Source organism: Streptomyces sp. NBC_00212 (assembly GCF_045206365.1).
Lineage (GTDB): Bacteria > Actinomycetota > Actinomycetes > Streptomycetales > Streptomycetaceae > Streptomyces.
Genome location: NZ_CP108115.1, coordinates 8,347,099 through 8,366,202 on the forward strand (window position 1 = coordinate 8,347,099; position 19,104 = coordinate 8,366,202).

Sequence of the window (19,104 nt, forward strand, 5' to 3'; positions counted from 1 at the left end):
CCTGGGCAAGTCAATGCGGTCTATCTTGTGAGTTGCCCAGGCAAGTGAACCTCGGCCTCATCAAGGAGCCCTTTGTGACCAAGATCAGCATTTTCCTGACCCGGCGGGCAGACCTCACCCACGCGGAGTTCGTGGACTATTGGACGCAGAAGCACAACGCACTGATCGCGAGCCTGCCCGCCGGAGAGGTCCCGGTCCGGCGGTACGTCCAGCTCCTGCCCACCAACGACGAGATCCCCGGCGTGAGCAACGCCGTCTACGACGGTGTCGCCGAGGTGTGGGTCGATGACGTCGCCGATGCCGCCCGCTGGTTCACGTCCGACACGTACACCACGGTCGTCGCCGAGGACGAGGAGAAATTCCTCGACCGTTCTCGGACCCGCTTCCTCTACACCACCGAGAGCCCGGTCTTCGGTTGAGCACCGCCAGTGGCGACACTCTGCCGCCCTGACGACGCTGATGATCGTGGCACCGACGAACAGTAAATAGGTAGTTGGTTCGGGGTTCTCGATGCCGCCCGGATTCCGAGCCTCAGACCGGTGTCACCCGTGTCATTACCCACGGGCTGACTGCGTACTTCGGGGTCAGCCGGGATCGCGTCGCGGGCCCACCGACGTCCAACAAACACGTCCGGCCCGGCCCGGCATGGCGGTGGTCATGCCGGGCGCGGTGCCCACAGCCGTTCGAGGTCATGGCGGTTGCGGCGGGCGGGGAGTTGATCGCCGAGGAGGGCGACGGCGAACGCGAGGCGCCGGTCCAGCCAGTCGGTGCAGATCCGGTAGGGGTGGGCGCCACCTGACGTCATGACCACCTCTGCGCCGCCCTTCCACACGAGGACGCGCGGCGGGCCCTGGCCGGGGTCGACGTCGTCGCTGGCCAGCAGGGAGCTGAAGGCGGCGACGACGACTTCGCCTCCGGCCCGGACGGCGAGACTACGGGCGTCGATGCCGGACCACTCGTTGCGGCCGGCGATCTCGGGCCGGTCCGGCTGGTCGATGCGCCAGGTGTGCCTGAAGGGCCGGGACTTCGGCGGGACCTTGCGGATCGTACCGATGGGTGTGTCGTGTGTGTCCAGGACGCGGAAGTGATGCTGACCGTCGACCTCCTGGCCATCCTCGACGGTGAGCAGGACGCGGGTGCAATCCCGGTCCTCGAAGAGTTGTTGAGGGCCGTTCACGAAGGCCGAGGTGTTGAGGAACGCGCACGGAGCGTACGTCAGCTTCTTGCCGATCATCCGCGGGGTCCGCAGAGCCCACATGTCGCGTTCGGCCTCGCGGCCGTTGAGCCGCGACATGTTGCTGATCGAAAACTGCTCGACGCTGTGCCAGTCGGCCACCGGCACCATGTCCGCCGTCAGTTTCGGCTTACGAAAACCCATCTCGCCCCTCCCCGCGCCTCTACCGTAACGAACCCGAACATGCAGGCAGCGAGCGGCTGATGCTCCATGCACGGAGCCGTCGGCGGACGAGCGGACGAGCGGACCGTGTCGGACAGTGCACGCCTGCTCCCGGATCACCGCCAGGGACCGCGAGCGACGTGGTCGGCGACTGAGAACTCGCCCCGTCCGGCGGGGAGATGGTAGCCGGGCTTGCGGATCGACCACCGGGTTTGCAGGCTTCGCTTCATACCAGCAGGAAGGAATGCCAACCATGATCCTCCCGAAGGTCAGGGACCCTCGCTTCGTGACGATCCGCCGTGGTGGGACCCTCACTGATCCGGATCACCATCTGCTCGCCCTTTGGGCAGCGGCTTGCGCGGAGCACGTCCTTGATCACTTCGAGTCCGCTCAGCCCGAGGACCCACGGCCGCGCCAGGCGATCGAGCATGCCCGCGCCTGGGTGCGTGGCGAGGTCAAGATGATGCAGGCCCGCGCGGCGGGCGGCCACGCAATGGGAGCGGCGCGAGACCTATGCGGTGCAGCACGGCATGCTGCCTACGCCGCTGGCCAGGCCGCAGGCGTCGCACACGTCGCCGCGCACGAGCTCGGTGCGGCCGCCTATGCGATCAAGGCCGCACGCGCTGCCACGCCGAAAGAGGAGAGTGAGGCCGCAGGGCGACGCGAGTGCCAGTGGCAGCGCGACCAGCTCCCGGAGGCGATTCGCGAGCTCGTACTTGACGACCAGCGATTGCGGAACGACATCTGCTGGTCGGTGTTTGACTGCTGAGCGCGCGTCCGGCGCCAGCACCGCCGACACGAAGCCGATCACCGCCAGCGCCTCTTGGTCTCCGAGCCGTCGGAGCCGCGCGCGGCGGTGCCGTCCCCGCGCCGACCCCGGCCTCGCTCACATGCGGCAAGAGCTGAGAGTCACGCGGGCGGGGTGAGCTTGGCGGACACCGCGTCGAGGACCCAGTCCAGGCCGGTCGCGAAGGATGTCTCGGCGTCCACGTCCGTGCCGTCGTACACGGCCTTGGCCAGGGCCGGGAAGCGGCCCGTGGCCAGCATTCTCGTCACATGCGGGCCGGAGGCGCGCCGCCACTCGTGCTTGGACAGGCCCGTGGCGCGCTCGGCCCGCACGTTCGCGATCTCGCGCCTGATCGCACCAGTGAAGTAGGAACTGACCGTCTCGACAGCGCGCATGACGGTGTCGACGTCGGCGAGTCCGTCGAGGGCGGCCAGCTTGGCCTCGGTCACGGCAAGGCCGTTCGGACCCAGGGTCGGGCGGCCGCCGAGCAGGTCGGCCAGCCATTCGTGACGGAGAGCCGCCTGCCTGGTGCGGTGGGCGAGTACGCGCAGCGCCTCCCGCCAGTCACCGGGCTGCTCCTCGGGGAGGATCTCGGCCTGGACCTCGTCCACCATGAGGTCGAACAGCTCCTGCTTGGTGGAGATGTATCCGTACAGCCGCATCGGGCCGGCGTTCAGCCGGGCGGCCACCTTACGCAACGACACCGCCTCAAGCCCGCCCTCGTCGGCCAGCGCGATGGCGGCGGCGACGATCCGCTCCCGGTCGAGCGGCACGGGGCGAGCCGGCGGCTCCGGGCGGTCCCAGACAGTCATGGTCACACCGTTCTCTTGCGATGCATCATATTGGGGAAATACAGTGTATCGACATGAGACATCGTATCGCTGTTGTCGGGGCCGGCCCCGGTGGCCTTGCCTTCGCCCGTGTCCTGCACCGCCATGGCTACCCCGTCGCCGTCCTTGAACGCGATCCCGCCCCCGACGCCCGCCCCCCGGGCGGCACGCTGGACCTCCATGAAGGGCTGGGCCAGCTCGCGCTGGACAAGGCGGGGTTGCTGACGGAGTTCCAGGAGCTGTCTCGCCCCGAGGGACAGGCCATGCGCATCCTGGACACGGACGGGACGGTCCTGCGCGACTGGCCGGCGCGGCCGGACGAGCGGGCCAATCCCGAGATCGACCGCGGGCAACTGCGTGACCTGCTGCTCGGCCCCTTGGACGTCCAGTGGGGCCGGGACGTGACGCAGGTGGTGCCGGGGAAGGACGGGGACGGCGTCCTGGTCCGTTTCGCGGACGGCGGGCAGGAGACCTTCGACCTCGTGGTCGGCGCGGACGGCGCCTGGTCCCGGATCCGCCCGGCAGTGTCGTCGGTGACGCCGCACTACACCGGCGTCACCTCGGTCGAGACATCCCTCGACGACGTCGACACCCGCCACCCCGACCTCGCCCGCTTGATCGGCGACGGCTCCGTGGCTGCGTACGGCGTGAACCGCTCCCTCGTCGCCCAGCGCAACAGCGGCGGCCACGTCAAGGTGTACGCCAAGTTCCGTGCGCCGCTGGACTGGCACGCGAACCTGGACCTGGCCGACGACGAGGCCGTGCGATCGGGCCTGCTGGCCCTGTTCGAGGGCTGGGCCGCTCCCGTCCTCGACCTCCTCCGCCACGGCACCGCTTTCGTCCACCGCCCGTTCTACGTCCTGCCCGTGTCCCACACCTGGACCCACGTCCCCGGCGTGACGCTACTGGGCGACGCCGCCCATCTGATGCCCCCGTTGGGGGCGGGCGCGAACCTCGCGATGCTGGAAGGCGCCGAACTCGCCGAGGCCATCGCCACCGGCCCCGACGATCTGGACGAGGCGGTCCGCGCCTTCGAGGAACAGATGTGGGCACGGGCCGGCAAGTGGGCGAAGATCACCACGGCCGGTCTGGAACGCCTCGTGAGCCCGGACCCCGCCGAAGCCCTCGCCCTCTTCGACCAAGTCCAGCCATCCTGACTGCCCAGCGCGAGAGCACCAGCCTTGAAGTCTCGCCATGGCTTCACGGGACAGTAGGGCATGACACCGCTCCGGTCGATTTTGGCAGGCGGGGGAGTTCGAGGAGCGGGGGTGCGATGCGGTGCTGTGCTACGCGGCGGGCACTCGCAGCGCGGCCAGCACGGGCAGGTGATCTGTGGCTGCCCGGAGGTCTCGTACAAAGACGCCGGGGAGCCCCATCGGGACCCCACACCCCAGCACTTCCAGCCCGTCCGTCGCGAAGACCGCGTCGATCCTCTGCAGCGGATCGCCCAGCCGGGTCGTGTGCTCTCGCCCCCACGGCTTCGTCGCCCAGCCGTCCTGCAGGGCGTCCGCGAGCAGCCCGAAGGTACGGCCGTCGGGCCGGTCGTTGAAGTCGCCCCCGACGACGGCGTACGGCACGTTCAAGTCGGACAGCTTCTCCAGGAGCAGTCGGCCCTGCCCGTGGCGTTCCTGGGCGTTGACGCTCAGATGGCAGCTGAGGACCCCGAGCCGGGCGGGGCCGAACCGCAGCACGGCGGTCGAGAAACCGCGCTGGTGCAGGCCGGGGGTGCGAGGCAGCAGGACGTCCTCGGTGCGCTCCACGTGGGCACGCAGCGAGGAGAGGATCATGGGGCCGGAGGCGGTGGCGCCGCCCGCGACGTACACGAGCCCGGAGGTCCGGGCGAGGCGGGCGGCGGCTTTGCGCCAGCGGAAGAACCGCGGCGCCTCCTGAACGCAGACGACGTCGGGCTCGCAGGCCCGGATCACCCGGGCGAGGGCTTCGACATCGTCGCGCATGGAACGGACGTTGTAACTGAGCACGCGCACGATCGCGGAACCATCGGGCTCCGTCGCCGACTTGGGCAGATCCTGCAAGCTTCCCCTCTCCACGCTTCCCCTCTCCTCGCTTTCTTCTTACCGCTAAGACGGTGCCATGCGGACGGTGGTGTACGGCGGTGCCGAGCCCAGCTGAACCGGTTCGGCTCCGCTGGAACGCACCGTAGTGGTTCATGTCCGCTGTGGCGGAGCACATGCCTGGTCCCGTAGCAGTTACTGAAGTTGGGGCGCCGCGTCGGTGGTGAAGGGTGGGGCAGAGTTGCGGTGGGTGTCTGTTTCGGAACTCGCGGCCTGTGGCGTTGTGCGGCCGTGTGTGTGGGTGCGGGGTGGGTCCTCATGGCCGTCATTTGATGGGCTGGGCCATACCGGGGAACCTGATGGCAAACCGCGAGTGGGGGTCGGGGAGGGGGCACTGTCCGGGAAGCGCCACATCCGTGGGCCCCTCACACTGGAGACATCGTGCGATCCATCAGACGAGCCGTCACCGTCGCTGTTCTGACCGCTGTAGTGCTGTGCACCGCCTCGCTCACACCAGCCTTCGCCGATGATGACGACAGCCCCCTGTCCGTCAGCGGACTCGGGGGTCTGGGCACCGGTGCCGATGCGCTGACAAGAGCCGTCGGCGCGGTCGCCGGTCTAGGTTAGGCGGAAGGGATTCTGGCGGTCGAACGCTCGTCCTTGACGGCGTGCCTCGATGCGGAGGAGATGGCTGATGGGCGGTGGCGGACGGCCGCCGGACTCCGGTCCGTCCGGCGGATCGAGGCGCTCGCCGCTGGACATGACACACGCGTGGCGGCGTCTCAAACGGCTCGGCGCCGCGATGGCAGCCCGTGCGGCCGCGGCTGCGGCCGGTACCCGGGCCATGGCGCAGCAGATCGGCCGGACGCCGCCGCCCCCAGGGCCCTTCCGCCCCGGATTCTGGCGCAGTCCGATCCGCGGTCCCTGGCTGACATCGGTGTTCGGCTTGCTGCTGCTGGTCGGCATCCCGGTGCTCTTCGTCACCGGCATGCTCTCGTACGCCGCCTACAACCCGGATCTGGGCCCGCTCAACGACCAGACCCCCGACAAGGGCCTGCTCGGCTTCTACCTCTTCGACTGGCCCACGCACCCCTACTGGCTCTACCGGCTGACCCAGGGTGTGCACATCACACTCGGCGTGGTCCTCGTGCCGGTGCTCCTCGCCAAACTGTGGTCGGTCATCCCGAAGCTGTTCGAGTGGCTTCCGGTCCGGACGGTCGCCCACGGCCTTGAGCGGCTGTCCCTGCTGATGCTGGTGGGCGGGGTCATCTTCGAGTTCGTGACCGGAATCCTCAACATCCAGCTCTACTACGTCTTCCCGGGCTCCTTCTACACCCTGCACTTCTACGGTGCCTGGGTGTTCATCGCCGCGTTCGTGGTGCACGTGGCGCTGCGGCTCGGCCGGATGACCCGTGCCCTCGGCTCCCGCGACCTGGCCGTCGAACTGCGCACCGGCGTGGCCGACACCCGGCCCGATCCCCCCGACCCGGACGGCCTGGTACCGGCCGCGCCCGCGGCGCCGACGATGTCACGCCGCGGTGCCGTGGGGATGGTGGGGGCGGGGTCACTGCTCCTGCTGGTGGTGACCGCCGGGCAGAGCATCGGCGGTCGGCTGCGCACCACCGCCCTCCTCGCGCCGCACAACCGCGACCCGGGCAGCGGGCCCAACGGCTTCCAGATCAACAAGACGGCCGCGGCCGTCGGGGTCTCGCCGTCCCACGTCGGCCCGAGTTGGCGGCTGGAGGTGCGTGGCCGCGGACCGGCGGCGGTCTTCACGCGCGAACAGCTCCTGACGATGCGTCAGCACGCGGCCGCGCTGCCGATCGCCTGTGTGGAAGGGTGGTCCACCGCCGACCAGCACTGGAGCGGCCTGCGCCTCGCCGACCTCGCCGCCATGTCAGGACTGCCCGACGCGGGCAGCGTTCTGGTGGAATCCGTGCAACCGCCGGGCCCCTACAGCTCGGTGGTCCTGCGCGGCAACCAGATCCACGACCCCCGGGCCCTGCTCGCCCTGCGCGTCAACGGCGCGGATCTCTCGCTCGACCACGGCTACCCCGCCCGTGTCATCGTCCCGGCCAACCCCGGTGTGAACAACACCAAGTGGGTGCACCGGCTTACCTTCAGGACCTGACCATGGCACGATTCGCGCGCTGGTACGGCTCCGGGCCCCTCCATCTCCTCGTGCTGATCTGCTCGTTCGCGCTCACCGGCTACGCCCTGGTGCGGCTGTTCGCGGTCAGGCCGCTCGAAGTGGCGATCTGGTTCGTGGGGGCGGCGATCCTCCACGACCTGATCCTGCTACCGCTGTATTCGCTCGCCGATCTCTCGGCCCAGTCCGTACTACGGCACCGCGCGGGCCGCGTGCCGTCGGTGCCGTGGATCAACTACCTGCGCGTACCCACCTTCCTGTCCGGCGTGCTGCTCCTTGTGTGGTTCCCTCTCATCCTCGATCTGGCGGTCCCTTACGAAGGTGCCACGCGGCTGTCCGAAAACGTCTACCTCGGCCGCTGGCTGGCGATCACCGCGGTGCTCTTCGGTGCTTCGGCACTGGCCTTCGCACTCACATTGCGCCGCCTGCGCCGGGCCGCCGATACCGACGACGAGGAGTAGTTCGTTCGGCTCGGGTGAGCACGAAGGCCGATGAGGGATGTAACACTTCCGGGCGCTGCGACCAAGTAGAGATGTAAGGCACCACACGCCCGGCCTGCCCCAAGGAGCCATCCGTGCCAGCGGAGCATCCGACAGCACCACCCATGCGCGACCCCGCCGGGTTCGCAGCGTTCTACGAGCAGCAGTTCGACACCGTGCTCGGCTTTGTCACCCGGCGTGTCGACAGCCCGCACCTGGCCGCCGACCTCACCGCGGACATCTTCGTGGCCGCACTGGAACACGCGCACACCTACGACGCCCGGCGCGGCGCGCCCGTCGCCTGGCTGCACGGCATATCCCGCAACGTCATCTCCGCACACTTCCGCGGCAGCGCCCGCGAGCAGCACGCGGTGGCCCGGATCACCGGACGACGGCTGCTGGACGACCAGGACATCAGCGCCATCGAGGGGCGGATCGATGCCGCCCGCGCCGCCCGGCAGATGGCAGCGGCCCACGCCGCGCTGCCCGACACACTGCGCGAGGTGCTCGACCTGGTCGCCCTGGACGGGTTGACCACCCGCGAAGCCGCGCAGGCGCTGGGCATCACCTCGACCGCCGCCCGGGTCCGGCTGCACCGCGCCCGTAGGGCCCTGCAAGCCGCCGAGCACACCCGAACCGACTCCCGCGAAGCCGTTCTGGAGGCCACCCAGTGAACGCCCCCCTGCACTTCAAGCAGCAGCTCGCGGACGAGCTCAACGCCCGCGCGGCCACCCTGGCCGACTCGCCCGGCCACCGCGCCCGGATCCGCGTCCCACGCCGCCGAGTCACGTTCACGCTCGGCGCCGTCGCGGCCGCCGTCGCCGTGGCGGTCGCCGTGCCACTGGCCGGCGGGACACACGACAAGCAGACCGCGGTCGGTCCCTCGGCCGCGCCGACGCCGCACCGCACCGAGAGCGGCGGCATCGACATCGTCAATGCCGACTACGCGATGAAGTCCATCCCGGACGGCACCATCGCCGTGAAGGTGATGAGCCCCAAGGGCATCCCCGGGCTGCAGGACGCCCTGCGCCAAGCGGGCATTCCCGCGGCGGTGATGGGATTCTCCGCCTCCTGCAACGCCACCGTCCACTACGACAACAGCGTCGACCCATTGAAGGTGTTCCCCCAGGCCGGCGCGGACAGCGGGATCAGCGGGCACTACTCGCTGATCAGGCCGAGTGCCGTCCCGAAGGGGGAGCACCTGCTGTTCGTGGCGACGACCGGACTGCACGGGCAGGTGGGCACGCTGCAGATGTCGGTGGTGCGCGAGGTGCCCAACTGCGTCCCGGAGTCCGACAACGGCATCGGCGAGGGATACGTCGCCCCGGGGACGAACCCGTAGGCAAGTAGGCCAGAAACCCTGCACGGCGCGGCAGTTGTCGTCCTGGACGACACCCTGCCCGCCGTGCTGCGGGGCAGCCCCGAGGTGGCCGCACTCGCCGTACCGCGGCCATGCGGCCGGAGCCGGATCCGGTCGACGAAGTCCGCGATCAGCGGCGGGAAAAGCCGCGATGGCCGGGTTCGGCCGAAGACCGGTTCCGGCCAGACCGGGTGGCGCGGGGCCGTCGACAAGGCGTCAGCGCGCTGTCTAGCGTGCGGGGCAGACTTCCACCCCACCACTGGAGGATCCCCATGAGACGTGCACGTCGAAGCAGCCTGTCCACGGCCGTCACGCTCGCGGTGGCGCTGCTCTGTGCGACCCCCGTGAGCGCCCACGCCTCAGCCGAGCCGGACAACGGGCACCCGGGGCAGCAGAGGAACCAGCACGGTGGCGGCCACGACACGCTGTGGACCACACCGAGCACCCTCAGCAAGGACGACAACACCGAGTTGGTCGGCATCGACCCCGCCACCGGCAAGGAGGTGGCACGCTTCGGGATCGGCAAGGAAGCCGAGACTTGGGCGGCCGCACTGTCGAAGGACCAGCGCACCGCGTACCTGGCGAACCACCACAGCGGCACGCTGTCCGTGGTGGACATAGACGGGCGCAGGCTGGCGAAGGAGATCCCGATGGGCGTGGACGCCGACGCCATCGCACTCTCCCCGGACGGGAAGACCGCCTACGTGACCAGCATGGTCGCGCAGTCGCTGTCGGTGGTGGACCTCATGGCCGGCAAGGTCGTCAGGACCGTCGATCTGGGTGCACCGGCGCAGGGCGTGGTGATCAGCTCCGACGGAAGGACCGCGTACCTGGGTATCTACTCCAGGGACCGGATCGACCGAATGGACCTCTCGAATTACCAGGTCACGGCCTCTTACACCGGCGGCAAGGCTCCTCGCGAGGTGCTGCTCAGCCACGACGGCAAGACGCTGTACGCCACTGACTACTACGGTGGCACCGTCTCGGAGTACCAAGTGGGCGACCCGGCCGCGAAGCCCCGTCAGGCGCAGGTCGGCGGGCGACCGTTCAAGGCCCAGCTGTCGAAGGACGGCAGAAGCCTGTACGTGGCCAACACCGCGAACGACAGCGTCTCGGTGGTGGACACCCGCACGCTGAAAGCCCGTCAGATCGCCGTACCGGACTCCTTCGGCACGCTGGCTCTGGCATCGAACGGCAAGCAGCTGTTCCAGGCGCAGGAGGACAAGGCCGGCATCACCTCCATCGACCTGCGTGCCGGGAAGCCCACCGCGACCCTGGACCCGGCCGGGCTGCCACAGGTCACCTCGCTGTTCCTGACGGCCGGCTGAGTTGAGGCCGAACGCGAGCTCTGCGTCGACGAGTTGTCCACAGGCCGCCGCCGGATGCTGTCGGGTCCGGCGGCGGCCGGATAACCTGCGGGAGTGTGGGAAGCCGTGGGGTTGGGTGAGAGCGAGGAGCGGGTCTATCGGGCGCTCGTGAGGCTCGGCAGGGGCTCGGCCCAGGAGTGCGCGGCGGAAACGGGCCTGGCCCGGACCGAAGTACGGGCCGCGCTGCGGAACTTGGCCGGGCTCGGGCTGGTCAAGGCCGACGGTGACGATGCGGAGGGGTCCGACGGCGAAGCGTGGCTGTCAGCCGATCCCCAGGTGGCGCTCGGCGCGCTGCTGCGCCAACGCCGCACGGAGCTGGACCGTATGCGGCAGTCGGTGGACGAGCTGTCCGCCGAGTACCGAGAGGCTCAACTACGGGACGACCCGGCGCGGTTGACCGAAGTGGTACGGGGTGGCACGGCGCAGTATGCCCGAGTTCAGGACCTCCTGGCCGGCACCGAGAGGGAATTGCTGACGCTGGTCGGCCCGCCGTTCCTGGATCCGGCCGACGACAGCCTGGCCCCGATGCAGCGGCTCTTGGAACGGGGTGTGGAGTGCCGCGCGGTACACGCCGCCGAGGTGCTGGCCGCGGACGGGGGCTGGCGGCAGGCACAGCGGCTGGCGGAGCTGGGCGAGCGGATACGGGTGCTGCCGAGTGTGCCGGTGAAACTGGTGATCGCGGACCGGCGGCGGGCGCTGCTGCCGCTGTCCACCCATGCCGACCGGATGATGGACAGCGCGGTGCTGGTGCGCCATTCGGCGTTGACGGACGCACTGGTGGCCCTGTTCGAGCAGTTGTGGGAGCGGGGCATTCCGCTGGGAGCGCTGGACGGAGCGCGAATCGGCGCCGGCCCGGTGGCCGCGTCGGCGCAGACGCCGACACCGGACGATGCGCTGCTGGCGCTCCTGGCGGCGGGTTTGAAGGACGAGGCGATCGCGCGGCAACTCCACATCAGCGAGCGGAGCCTGCGGCGGCGGATGTCGGTGCTGATGGGACGCCTTGCGGCGACGAGCAGGTTTCAGGCGGGAATTCAGGCGACGCGGCGGGGCTGGCTGTAGGGGAGCCACAGGGAGTCGCCTCCGGGCCTTCCTCGCGGAAGAGCCGCACTCAAAGGAATTCTGCTCAACGGGAGTGGCCGGCTACCACAGTCCCCAACGCGGCATCGTCGGCGAGGAACCGACCAACACCTCCAGCTCAGGCGGTAGCCGGTCGGGGCGCAGCATGAACGCGGTCAGGCGGGCGTGGCCCTCCAGCACCACCAGGTCGGCGTCGGAGCGGGGCTCGGCGGTGACCAGAATCAGCGGCGGGAACCGTGCGGCGTCGGCGACCGCTGCGGCCATGGCCGGCAGCCAGTCGCTTCGCACTCCGAACGGTGCCACGCCCGCGCGGATGCGCGGGGCGGCGTCAGTCGCCAGGCGGGTGCCGCCCGACAGCTCGACCCAGTAGCTGTAGTCGATGTATCGAACCCTGGCGAGTTCGGCCGGAGTAATGGCCGCCCACTCCCAGCGGACGTCGTCCGGGAAGCCGTTGAACAGCCCGGACCGGGTGCCGTATTCGCGGTGCCAGGTCAGGAGTTGGCGGCGTGCGTGATTCTCGTCGCGGTCGTCGAGGTTGGGGTCGGTGACGACCCGCTCGGGCTGGCCGGCGCGTGCCAGTAGCGCTTGGAGGCCGTCCTGGAAGCGGGCGGAGGCCAGTTCGGTGCGCAGGAACAGGGCGATCATCTCCGCTTCGCTGCTCGGTTGCAGCCGCCGCATCCTCCACACCTCACGCAGTGTCCGTAGCCGTGCCGCTCCCATCATGCCAGCGCCCGAGCCCACACCCAGTGCCCGGCCACACAGGCACTGATCCAATCGCCAAGAGCGGTGCACGCCCATCGCTCATGCGGCCTGATCCACGTCGTCGATGCGGTCCTGGTCGCGGCGTGCCGGGAAGCCGCTCGGCCCGGACAACCCTGCGGCCGAGGACCAGACGGTCGGCTCCCCGGTGCTCAAGCAGCTCTTCGGCAACGGCGACACCGGGCCGGGCGTGTGACCCGGGCCGAAGGCGGTTCCCCGGCTTGTCGGTGAGCGGTTTCGCCCGCGCGGTGCTGACGTGCTGTCAGCCCACTCGCTCCTTCGCCAGTTCCTCCTCGATCAGGTCCGCGGCCCGGCGGGTGCCGCCCTCGGCGCGCACCTCGGCCCACAGCCATGCTGAGCGCGCGGCGATCCGTGGATCGCCGATGAGTTCCATCAGGGCTGTGCGCAGCGCCGCCGCTGTGAGGTCGGTGGTGTTGATCCGGCGGGCGACGCCCAGTTCGACCAGCCGGTCGGCGTAGATGCCCTGCTCGGCGCCGTCCGGCACCGCGATCGCCGGCACGCCGGCGTACAGGCACTCGCTGCTGCTGCCCATCGCGGTGTGCGTCACGCATGCGTCCGCGTGCTCAAGGATCGTCATCGGGCTTGTCCACGGCCGCACTTCGAAGTTGGCGGGAATCCGTTCCGTCAGCTCGGAAGGATCGCTGTCGCCGGTGGTCTGGAGCACCACATGCCAGCCCGGAAGGTCCGCGAAGGCGGCGACGCACTGCTGGTAGATCTCTTGCGGTCCGAGGTACGCCGAGCCGGCCAGCGACACCAGCAGTACCTTTTTGGCGCCGGCCGGCCGCATCCAGCCGTCCTGCTCCTCGCCGGCGCCTGTGCACGGGCCGACGAACGTGACGGCCTCGGTGTCGACCCGGTCCGCATGTGGCTGCATGGCGTGGGGGATCATGGAAAGGACGCGCCTCGGGTGGCCGGTGAACTCTTCCATGCTCGTGGTCACCGCCCCGCACCGCGCCAGCCAGTCGGCGAACCGCGCCCGGTGCTCGTGGCCTCCGGGCAGCTCGCCGAGCGCCGCGCTGATCTCCTCCTGGGCACCCTCCCAGGCCGCATGCGTCGGTGACAGCTGAACGAGGGGGCGGCCCTGCGCCTCGGCCAGCGCGCGGGCCGCGTAGGCGCCGGTGTCGTAGAGGTAGAGGTCGGCGGGGTCGTCGTCGTACGCGGCGTGCAGTTGTGGCAGAACGGCCATCGCCTCGTCGAGGAAGAGGGCGGCGGCGGCGATGGGGTCCTGCGGCCAGTCCTGGTGCGCGACCGGCAGCGTCGAGGTCAGGGGGACGAGTTCGGCGCCGGTGTGGGTGATCAGTTCGGCGGTGTGGTCGGCGTTGGCGTACGTCACGCGATGGCCGCGGGCCACCAGCTCACGGATGATCTCCAGGCTGGGCAGCACGTGGCTGACCAGGGGCGTGCCGATCATGGCGATGTGGGCAGGTCGGGGCATATCAGGACTTCCTTGAATATGAGGGCTACGTCAGGGAAACGCCGAGGAGCCCGACTCGGCAACGGGCAGAGCGCAAAACGCAACGCATCGCGCGGTGCCCGGGGCACTCTCGTGCGGGTGTGGGGCACGAAAGCACCCCACACCCGGTCGGCGCACCCGGGCGCGACTGCGAGCGCGCCCGTGCCCTCTCCCTCGCACGACCTCACTTCCGTCCCCTCGGCGGGGCCCTCGTCAGCCGACGGGCACGGCTGGCGGCGCGGTCAGGCGGTCGGCGCCCGGAGGCACGGGGACGGCGGCGAAGATCGCGTCCTGCTCGGCCTGGAGTTCGCGGGCGCGTTCGGGACTGGTGGAGGGCAGGCGCTGTTCCTCGTAGAGCTTGTGGGTGACTTCCTGGGCGTGCTTACTGGCGGGCGTGTGGAACTGGACCTCGAAGACGTGCTGCGAACTGGGCGCTCGCCAGGCGGAGTTGATGGCCTTGTAGCCCTTGCCGCGAGCCCAGGTGTTGGACCATTTGGTGCTCTCGTTGCCCCAGGCGGAGAGCACCTCGGAGGCGACGGTCACTCCCTTGGTGTAGCGATCGTCCGGCCACTGGAGGGTGTAGCGCACGGAGTCCTTGATCTCGGCCAGCGCCTCGTTGACCTCCTGGCCGGGGTGTTCCTTGAGGGAGGTGGCGACCTTGCGCTTGAGCGAGTCGGGTGACTTGAGGCGGTAGTCGAAGCCGATGAGTTCGGCGCCGCTGATCCAGGCGGCCGTCCGCACCTGGGGGCTGATGGTCCGCTCGGCCTTCGTCGCCCGGTCGTAGAACGCGTTGACCGCAGCATTGTCGGCGGGCTTCAGCGACAGGCCGTCACCGCTCCAACTCCCGTCATCCGCAGGCAGGTTGAGGCGATGGGCCTTGCTCGTCCTGTCGGTCAGGGGCCCCGCTTCGGCTCCGTGGACGGTGACTGTACTGAGGGCGGCGGCGAGGGCGGCGGCGGTCGCGGCCCGCGCGACGGTGCGGCTGAGATTCATCGGCGGTGGTCGTTCCTCTCTCGGTGACAGCCGTCCGCCGCCCCGCGAGACACGGAGCGACGGACGACCTCTGGCGAAAGACCCAACAGGAACCACCCCCTCCAGGTGATCCCGCCACTCTCAACCAGAGGGAATCTGGCTTGATCGCACCGTGCCTCGACGAGATCCGAACCCTGGACGCCTCGGTACGTAGCGGGGGCGCCCGGTACGGGCACCCGGGCGGATCACCCGGCTGCGATGGGGCCGAGGTAGGTGCCGCCGGAGACGTCTATGGTCTGGCCGGTCACCCAGCGACCCTGTGGGCCCGCCAGGAAGCCCACCACGTCTGCGACGTCCTCCGGCTGCCCGATCCGGCCGAGCGCGGTGATCGCCTCAAGTCCGGCGACCGCCTCGGGAACCGCGGCGTAGTGGGCGATCAGGGCGGTCAGCACCGCCCCGGGTTCGACCGTGTTCACGGTGATCCCCCGACGGCCCAGCTCGTTGGCGAGCGACGGGCCGAGGGCGGCCAACGCCGCCTTGCTGACGGTGTAGCCGATCTGGAGGGGGTTCGCGATCCGGGTGGCGGCCGAGCCCATGTTGACGATCCGCCCGCCGTCCCGCAGCAGCGGCAGCGCCCGCTGGACCACGAAAATCGGCGTGCTCACGTTGATGGCCAGCAGCCGCTCGAACTCCTCCTCGGTGAGCTTCCCGATCGAACTGGTCGAGTGGATGCCCGCGTTGTTGACGAGGATGTCCAGGCCGTCCGCGCCGTGGTCCGCCAGGCCGGCGGCGAGCCCCTCGAACAGCCGGTCCACCGCACCGCGCTCGCCGAACCGGGCCCGCACTGCGAACGCGCGCCCCCCGGCCTCGGCGATCCGCGCCACACTCTCCGCGGCGGCCGCGTCGTTGTCTCCGTAATGGACCGCGACCAACGCCCCGTCGGCGGCGAGCCGCAGCGCGACCGCGCGCCCGATCCCACGCGAGCCGCCCGTCACCAGTGCGGTCCTACCGTCGAGTTCCCCCATGATCGCCCCTTCTCTTATGACGCCCGGCCGAATCCGGGAACGACTCAGTCTCGCGATGAGCCTGTTCCGGTGCGACGGACATCATCGGTGTGGGGGGTGGATCGGTGGCCCCGTTGTCCCGTCCTGGCGCGTGGGGGATGGCGGGATCAGGGCGTGGGGCGGAGGCGGGCGGCGGTGGTGGTCGCGTAGTGGGGGACGTCGGTCAGGGAACTCCCGGCACGCCACTGCTTCCAGGTGAGGTTCCAGTCGCCGTAGCCGTTGTCGAAGACGGTCATGGGGGCGCCGTAGCCGTCGATCACGTTGACGATGTCGCCGGGGCGGACGGTGTCGTAGAACCAGGCGGCGTCGTCGGTGGACATGCCGGTGCAGCCGTGGCTGACGTTCTCCGCGCCCTGGGCTTCGAGGGACCAGGGCGCGGCGTGGACGTACTCGCCGCTCCAGGTGAGGCGGGTGGCGTAGGAGACGGGCAGGTCGTAGAAGTCGCTGGTGCCGCGGGCGATACCGATGGAGTCGCCCCGCATCCGTACGGTGAGTTCCTTGCCCAGGACCACCTTGATGCCCCCGCGGGTGCGGAAGCCCGGCTTGCCGGTGGTCACCGCGATCGTTCTGACCGTGTGGCCGTTGCGCTTGACGGTCATCTCGTGTGCCGCGACGTCGGTGACGGCTTCGATCCGGTCCCCGGTGGTGAGGGTGAGCGGCTGTGAGGGGCCGCCGTACAGCTTGCCGGTGACGTGGATCCCGTCGAGGCCGCTGCGGACCTGGATGGCGGCGTGGGTGGGCCAGTACGTCTTGGGCCGGTAGTGGAGCGTGCTGTCGTCCACCCAGTGCCACGAGCCCTCCACGGCGGGCTGGGACGTCACTTGCAGGGACCGTTCGGCGAGCCTTCGTGCCTGGTGGTCGGCTGCCGGGACCGGCTGGGACAGTTCGGCGACGAGGGGCTGCCCCACTCCGTAGACGCCGGGCGTGGGGCCGAAGGCGGCGGTGAGTCTGCTGCCCGGTGGCGACGGCGCGGTCTCCAGGTCCCAACTGGCCTGCCCGGGCAGGCCGTCCTGGTCCTCGGCCACGGCTCGCAGGAGGTAGCGGGTGCCGGCGCGCAACGGTGTCGTGCTGTGCCAGCAAGCACCGTCGTCGCTGGTCCGGCCCGCGAGGTGGCGCCCCTGTGCGTCGGTGACGTTCACGTCCGTCAGCCGGCCGTCCGCCCTCAGCCTGATCGTCAGAGAGTCGGCAGGATCCGCCAACGGCATCACGGAGTCCGGGTCCAAGTCGGCACGGACGATGGGCAGTTGACTTTTGTCGTCGTCATCGATCGTGTGCGGCCGGTCGTCGCCCCAGGAACCCGCGGCCCCGCACGCCCCGACGGGACAGCTCGTCGTGCACTGCCCGCCCGCCGGTTCCTTCCCCGCCACGGCTTCCAGCGCCGTGTCCGCGAGGAGGGGCACTGTCGAGGAGGCGGGCAGCGCCGATGTGGGCATGGTCGCCGCGGCCACCATGGTCATGGCGCCTGCCGTGGCGAGCACCATGCTCCAGTTCTTGACCCGGGGTCTCACGGTGCGGCCCTCCCAGGCATCGACAGCGGGATGGCGTCATCACAGCAGACCGCGGGAAGACCATATGACCGCGTCGTCGCCGATGGCCCCGAACGGGTGCAGCGGACCGCCCGGTTGAACCAACCGTTCCGCGCAAGGTGAAAGGTCGGCGGGAGGCCTCCCAGCTCCGGGCATGGTCGATCCTCCTCGCTCACCACCTCGATCCACTGTGGATGTGCGCCCTCAGACCTCGGGAAGCGATGGATCGGGTGTCCAGGGGGTCGGTGCGGTGATGGCCCAGCGTTCGTGGTCCCGCCAGGCCCCGTCGATGTAGAGGTAGGCGGACGAAACCCCTTCGTAGCGGAAGCCCAGCCGCTGGACCAAGGCGAGGGACGCCCTGTTCGACGGCTGAATGTTGGCCTCCAGGCGGTGGAGCCGCAGGTCGGTGAACGCGTGCCGCAGGATGGCGGTGAGGCCTTCGGTCATGTAACCGCACCCGGCGGACGGGGCGAAGGCCGCATAGCCGAGGGACGCGCCCTGGTAGCGGCCCCGGATGATCGAGTTGATGTTGACCGTGCCGGCGGCCGCGCCGGTCTCCCGGACCCGGATCAGATAGCCCCGATTGGAGCCGTCGTCGAAGCGGCGCATCCAGACCTGGAACTCCTCCGCGGTCGCGGGCAGCCGCATCCACGGCAGGTGCAGTTCGGAGCTGGCCCGCACGAGCGTGCAGAACTCGTCCTGGTCGGAGAGGGTGAGCGGGCATAGTTCGACACGTGACGGCATCTTGGGCATGGAACAACGTTAGGGCCTGTCGGTACTGGGTCACCCAGTGATCCATCACACCGGGATGATCTCGGCGTGGATCGTGGCGATTTGACGGGCGCTCAGTTGGTGGTACTGCGCGATGCCTGCCCTGCGGCCGGCACATGTTCCGTACCGGATGGGGCGGCGGGGCCTGGTTTCGGGAGGCGGAGGGGTGGGGGAGACCTCCCCCGTGGACCTCATCCCCACCGTCGATCTGGCTGCCCCTGACCCGGCCCGGATCGACCGTGCTCTCCAGAGCGCCGGTTTTCTCCTGGTCACGGGCCACGGCATCGACCCGTCGCTGCCCGCCGCCATCCGCGAGACCGCCCGCGCCTTCTTCCACCTCCCTGCCCCTGCCAAGCAGCCGTACGCCGTGAAGGTGGGTGGAAGGGGATGGCTGGGCCCGGGTGCCGAGGCCAATGGCTACGCCGAGGGCACCGAAACCCCGCCGGACCTGAAGGAGTCGCTGTCCTTCGCCGCCGAGCACCCCACCGAGGACGCGGCCGTCGACGCGGAGTGGTTCGCGCCCAACACCTGGCCCGCCGAGGTCCCGGACCTCAAACCGCTCCTCGACGACTACCTCGCCGGGATGAAGGCGCTCTCCGATCGCCTCCTGGACCTCCTGGCCGTGGCCCTCGGCCGCCCCGAGGACTTTTTCACCCGGCACACCGGCCACCCCACCTGGGGGTTCAACATCAACTGGTATCCCGGGACGGACACCGTCGGCGCCCCGCAGCCGGGCCAGTTCCGGATCGGGCCCCACACCGACTTCGGGACGGTGACGGTCCTGGACCGGCAGCACGGCAAGGGCGGGCTCCAGGTCTTCACGGACCGGCACGGCTGGCAGGACGCCCCGTACGATCCCGCCGCGCTGACCGTCAACATCGGTGATCTGATGGCGCGTTGGGCTGACGGGCGCTGGAAATCGGGCCGCCACCGCGTGCTGCCGCCGCCCGCCGACGCCCCGGCGGAAGAGCTGCTGTCGCTGGTGTACTTCTACGAGTGCGACCCGGGCACGGACGTACGGGGCGTCGACTCGCACAGCTACCTGCGCGCCCAACTGGACGCGATCACAGCCGACTGACCC

General features: G+C 70.0%; 21 protein-coding genes. 12 read left to right on the forward strand and 9 right to left on the reverse strand.

What is annotated here, in order from left to right; translation table 11 throughout:
* Window positions 1–74 precede the first annotated feature (74 nt).
* The gene (locus OHA17_RS38170) at window positions 75–419 is read left to right on the forward strand and encodes an EthD domain-containing protein (protein WP_406510352.1); all 345 of its coding nucleotides are present in this window, start codon (window positions 75–77) and stop codon (window positions 417–419) included.
* Window positions 420–655: 236 nt separating this feature from the next.
* Here OHA17_RS38170 and OHA17_RS38175 read toward each other — a convergent pair whose 3' ends face one another.
* Entirely contained in the window at window positions 656–1,378 is a 723-nt protein-coding gene (locus OHA17_RS38175; protein WP_406510353.1) for a hypothetical protein, read from the reverse strand.
* Between the two features lie 271 nt (window positions 1,379–1,649).
* Here OHA17_RS38175 and OHA17_RS38180 point away from each other — a divergent pair, with 271 nt between their 5' ends.
* The gene (locus OHA17_RS38180; protein WP_406510354.1) at window positions 1,650–2,165 is read left to right on the forward strand and encodes a putative immunity protein; all 516 of its coding nucleotides are present in this window, start codon (window positions 1,650–1,652) and stop codon (window positions 2,163–2,165) included.
* 140 nt (window positions 2,166–2,305) lie between these two features.
* Here the strand turns inward: OHA17_RS38180 and OHA17_RS38185 are convergent, their stop codons facing one another.
* Window positions 2,306–2,995: a TetR/AcrR family transcriptional regulator gene (locus OHA17_RS38185; RefSeq protein WP_406510355.1), complete on the reverse strand. Its 690-nt coding sequence runs from the start codon at window positions 2,993–2,995 to the stop codon at window positions 2,306–2,308.
* A gap of 53 nt (window positions 2,996–3,048) precedes the next feature.
* On the opposite strand from OHA17_RS38185, the gene OHA17_RS38190 reads away from it, so the two are divergent.
* Window positions 3,049–4,170, forward strand: coding sequence for an FAD-dependent oxidoreductase (locus OHA17_RS38190; RefSeq protein WP_406510356.1), 1,122 nt, complete (start codon window positions 3,049–3,051; stop codon window positions 4,168–4,170).
* A 129-nt stretch (window positions 4,171–4,299) separates the two neighbouring features.
* On the opposite strand, the gene OHA17_RS38195 is transcribed toward OHA17_RS38190, so the two are convergent.
* Complete coding sequence (locus OHA17_RS38195; protein ID WP_406510357.1) at window positions 4,300–5,061, reverse strand: endonuclease/exonuclease/phosphatase family protein; 762 nt, start codon at window positions 5,059–5,061, stop codon at window positions 4,300–4,302.
* Between the two features lie 405 nt (window positions 5,062–5,466).
* Between OHA17_RS38195 and OHA17_RS38200 the strand changes: the two genes are divergently transcribed.
* The 7 genes from OHA17_RS38200 to OHA17_RS38230 all read left to right on the forward strand — a co-directional run bounded on the left by OHA17_RS38200 (window position 5,467) and on the right by OHA17_RS38230 (window position 11,439).
* Entirely contained in the window at window positions 5,467–5,652 is a 186-nt protein-coding gene (locus tag OHA17_RS38200) for a hypothetical protein (protein WP_398881446.1), read from the forward strand.
* A 217-nt stretch (window positions 5,653–5,869) separates the two neighbouring features.
* A complete protein-coding gene (locus OHA17_RS38205) occupies window positions 5,870–7,156 on the forward strand; it encodes a molybdopterin-dependent oxidoreductase (RefSeq protein WP_406510925.1) in 1,287 nt (428 codons plus the stop codon).
* Between the two features lie 2 nt (window positions 7,157–7,158).
* On the forward strand, window positions 7,159–7,635 hold the full coding sequence (locus tag OHA17_RS38210; protein WP_398881447.1) for a hypothetical protein: 477 nt from the start codon (window positions 7,159–7,161) through the stop codon (window positions 7,633–7,635).
* Window positions 7,636–7,748: 113 nt separating this feature from the next.
* Window positions 7,749–8,327, forward strand: a complete 579-nt coding sequence (locus OHA17_RS38215) for an RNA polymerase sigma factor (RefSeq protein ID WP_406510358.1) — start codon at window positions 7,749–7,751, stop codon at window positions 8,325–8,327.
* Window positions 8,324–8,995: a hypothetical protein gene (locus tag OHA17_RS38220; RefSeq protein WP_406510359.1), complete on the forward strand. Its 672-nt coding sequence runs from the start codon at window positions 8,324–8,326 to the stop codon at window positions 8,993–8,995. Before OHA17_RS38215 ends, OHA17_RS38220 begins: the two co-directional genes overlap by 4 nt.
* 290 nt (window positions 8,996–9,285) lie before the next feature.
* Window positions 9,286–10,341 (forward strand): beta-propeller fold lactonase family protein, encoded by a 1,056-nt coding sequence (locus tag OHA17_RS38225; protein ID WP_406510360.1) that lies wholly within the window; start codon window positions 9,286–9,288, stop codon window positions 10,339–10,341.
* A gap of 93 nt (window positions 10,342–10,434) precedes the next feature.
* Window positions 10,435–11,439 carry a helix-turn-helix domain-containing protein gene (locus tag OHA17_RS38230; protein ID WP_406510361.1) on the forward strand — a complete coding sequence of 335 codons (1,005 nt, stop codon included), beginning with the start codon at window positions 10,435–10,437 and terminating at the stop codon, window positions 11,437–11,439.
* An 81-nt stretch (window positions 11,440–11,520) separates the two neighbouring features.
* Here the strand turns inward: OHA17_RS38230 and OHA17_RS38235 are convergent, their stop codons facing one another.
* Window positions 11,521–12,135: a hypothetical protein gene (locus OHA17_RS38235; protein ID WP_406510362.1), complete on the reverse strand. Its 615-nt coding sequence runs from the start codon at window positions 12,133–12,135 to the stop codon at window positions 11,521–11,523.
* A 148-nt stretch (window positions 12,136–12,283) separates the two neighbouring features.
* On the opposite strand from OHA17_RS38235, the gene OHA17_RS38240 reads away from it, so the two are divergent.
* Window positions 12,284–12,412 carry a hypothetical protein gene (locus tag OHA17_RS38240; protein WP_406510363.1) on the forward strand — a complete coding sequence of 43 codons (129 nt, stop codon included), beginning with the start codon at window positions 12,284–12,286 and terminating at the stop codon, window positions 12,410–12,412.
* Window positions 12,413–12,478: 66 nt separating this feature from the next.
* On the opposite strand, the gene OHA17_RS38245 is transcribed toward OHA17_RS38240, so the two are convergent.
* From OHA17_RS38245 to OHA17_RS38265, 5 genes are all read right to left on the reverse strand, one after another.
* On the reverse strand, window positions 12,479–13,672 hold the full coding sequence (locus OHA17_RS38245) for a macrolide family glycosyltransferase (protein ID WP_406510364.1): 1,194 nt from the start codon (window positions 13,670–13,672) through the stop codon (window positions 12,479–12,481).
* Window positions 13,673–13,903: 231 nt separating this feature from the next.
* A complete protein-coding gene (locus OHA17_RS38250) occupies window positions 13,904–14,683 on the reverse strand; it encodes an ATP nucleotide 3'-pyrophosphokinase (protein WP_406510365.1) in 780 nt (259 codons plus the stop codon).
* A 224-nt stretch (window positions 14,684–14,907) separates the two neighbouring features.
* Entirely contained in the window at window positions 14,908–15,687 is a 780-nt protein-coding gene (locus OHA17_RS38255) for an SDR family oxidoreductase (protein ID WP_406510366.1), read from the reverse strand.
* A gap of 146 nt (window positions 15,688–15,833) precedes the next feature.
* A complete protein-coding gene (locus tag OHA17_RS38260) occupies window positions 15,834–17,234 on the reverse strand; it encodes an Ig-like domain-containing protein (protein WP_406510367.1) in 1,401 nt (466 codons plus the stop codon).
* Between the two features lie 222 nt (window positions 17,235–17,456).
* Window positions 17,457–18,005 carry a GNAT family N-acetyltransferase gene (locus tag OHA17_RS38265; protein WP_406510368.1) on the reverse strand — a complete coding sequence of 183 codons (549 nt, stop codon included), beginning with the start codon at window positions 18,003–18,005 and terminating at the stop codon, window positions 17,457–17,459.
* A gap of 148 nt (window positions 18,006–18,153) precedes the next feature.
* Here OHA17_RS38265 and OHA17_RS38270 point away from each other — a divergent pair, with 148 nt between their 5' ends.
* On the forward strand, window positions 18,154–19,101 hold the full coding sequence (locus OHA17_RS38270; RefSeq protein WP_406510926.1) for an isopenicillin N synthase family dioxygenase: 948 nt from the start codon (window positions 18,154–18,156) through the stop codon (window positions 19,099–19,101).
* The last annotated feature ends 3 nt before the right edge of the window (window positions 19,102–19,104 follow it).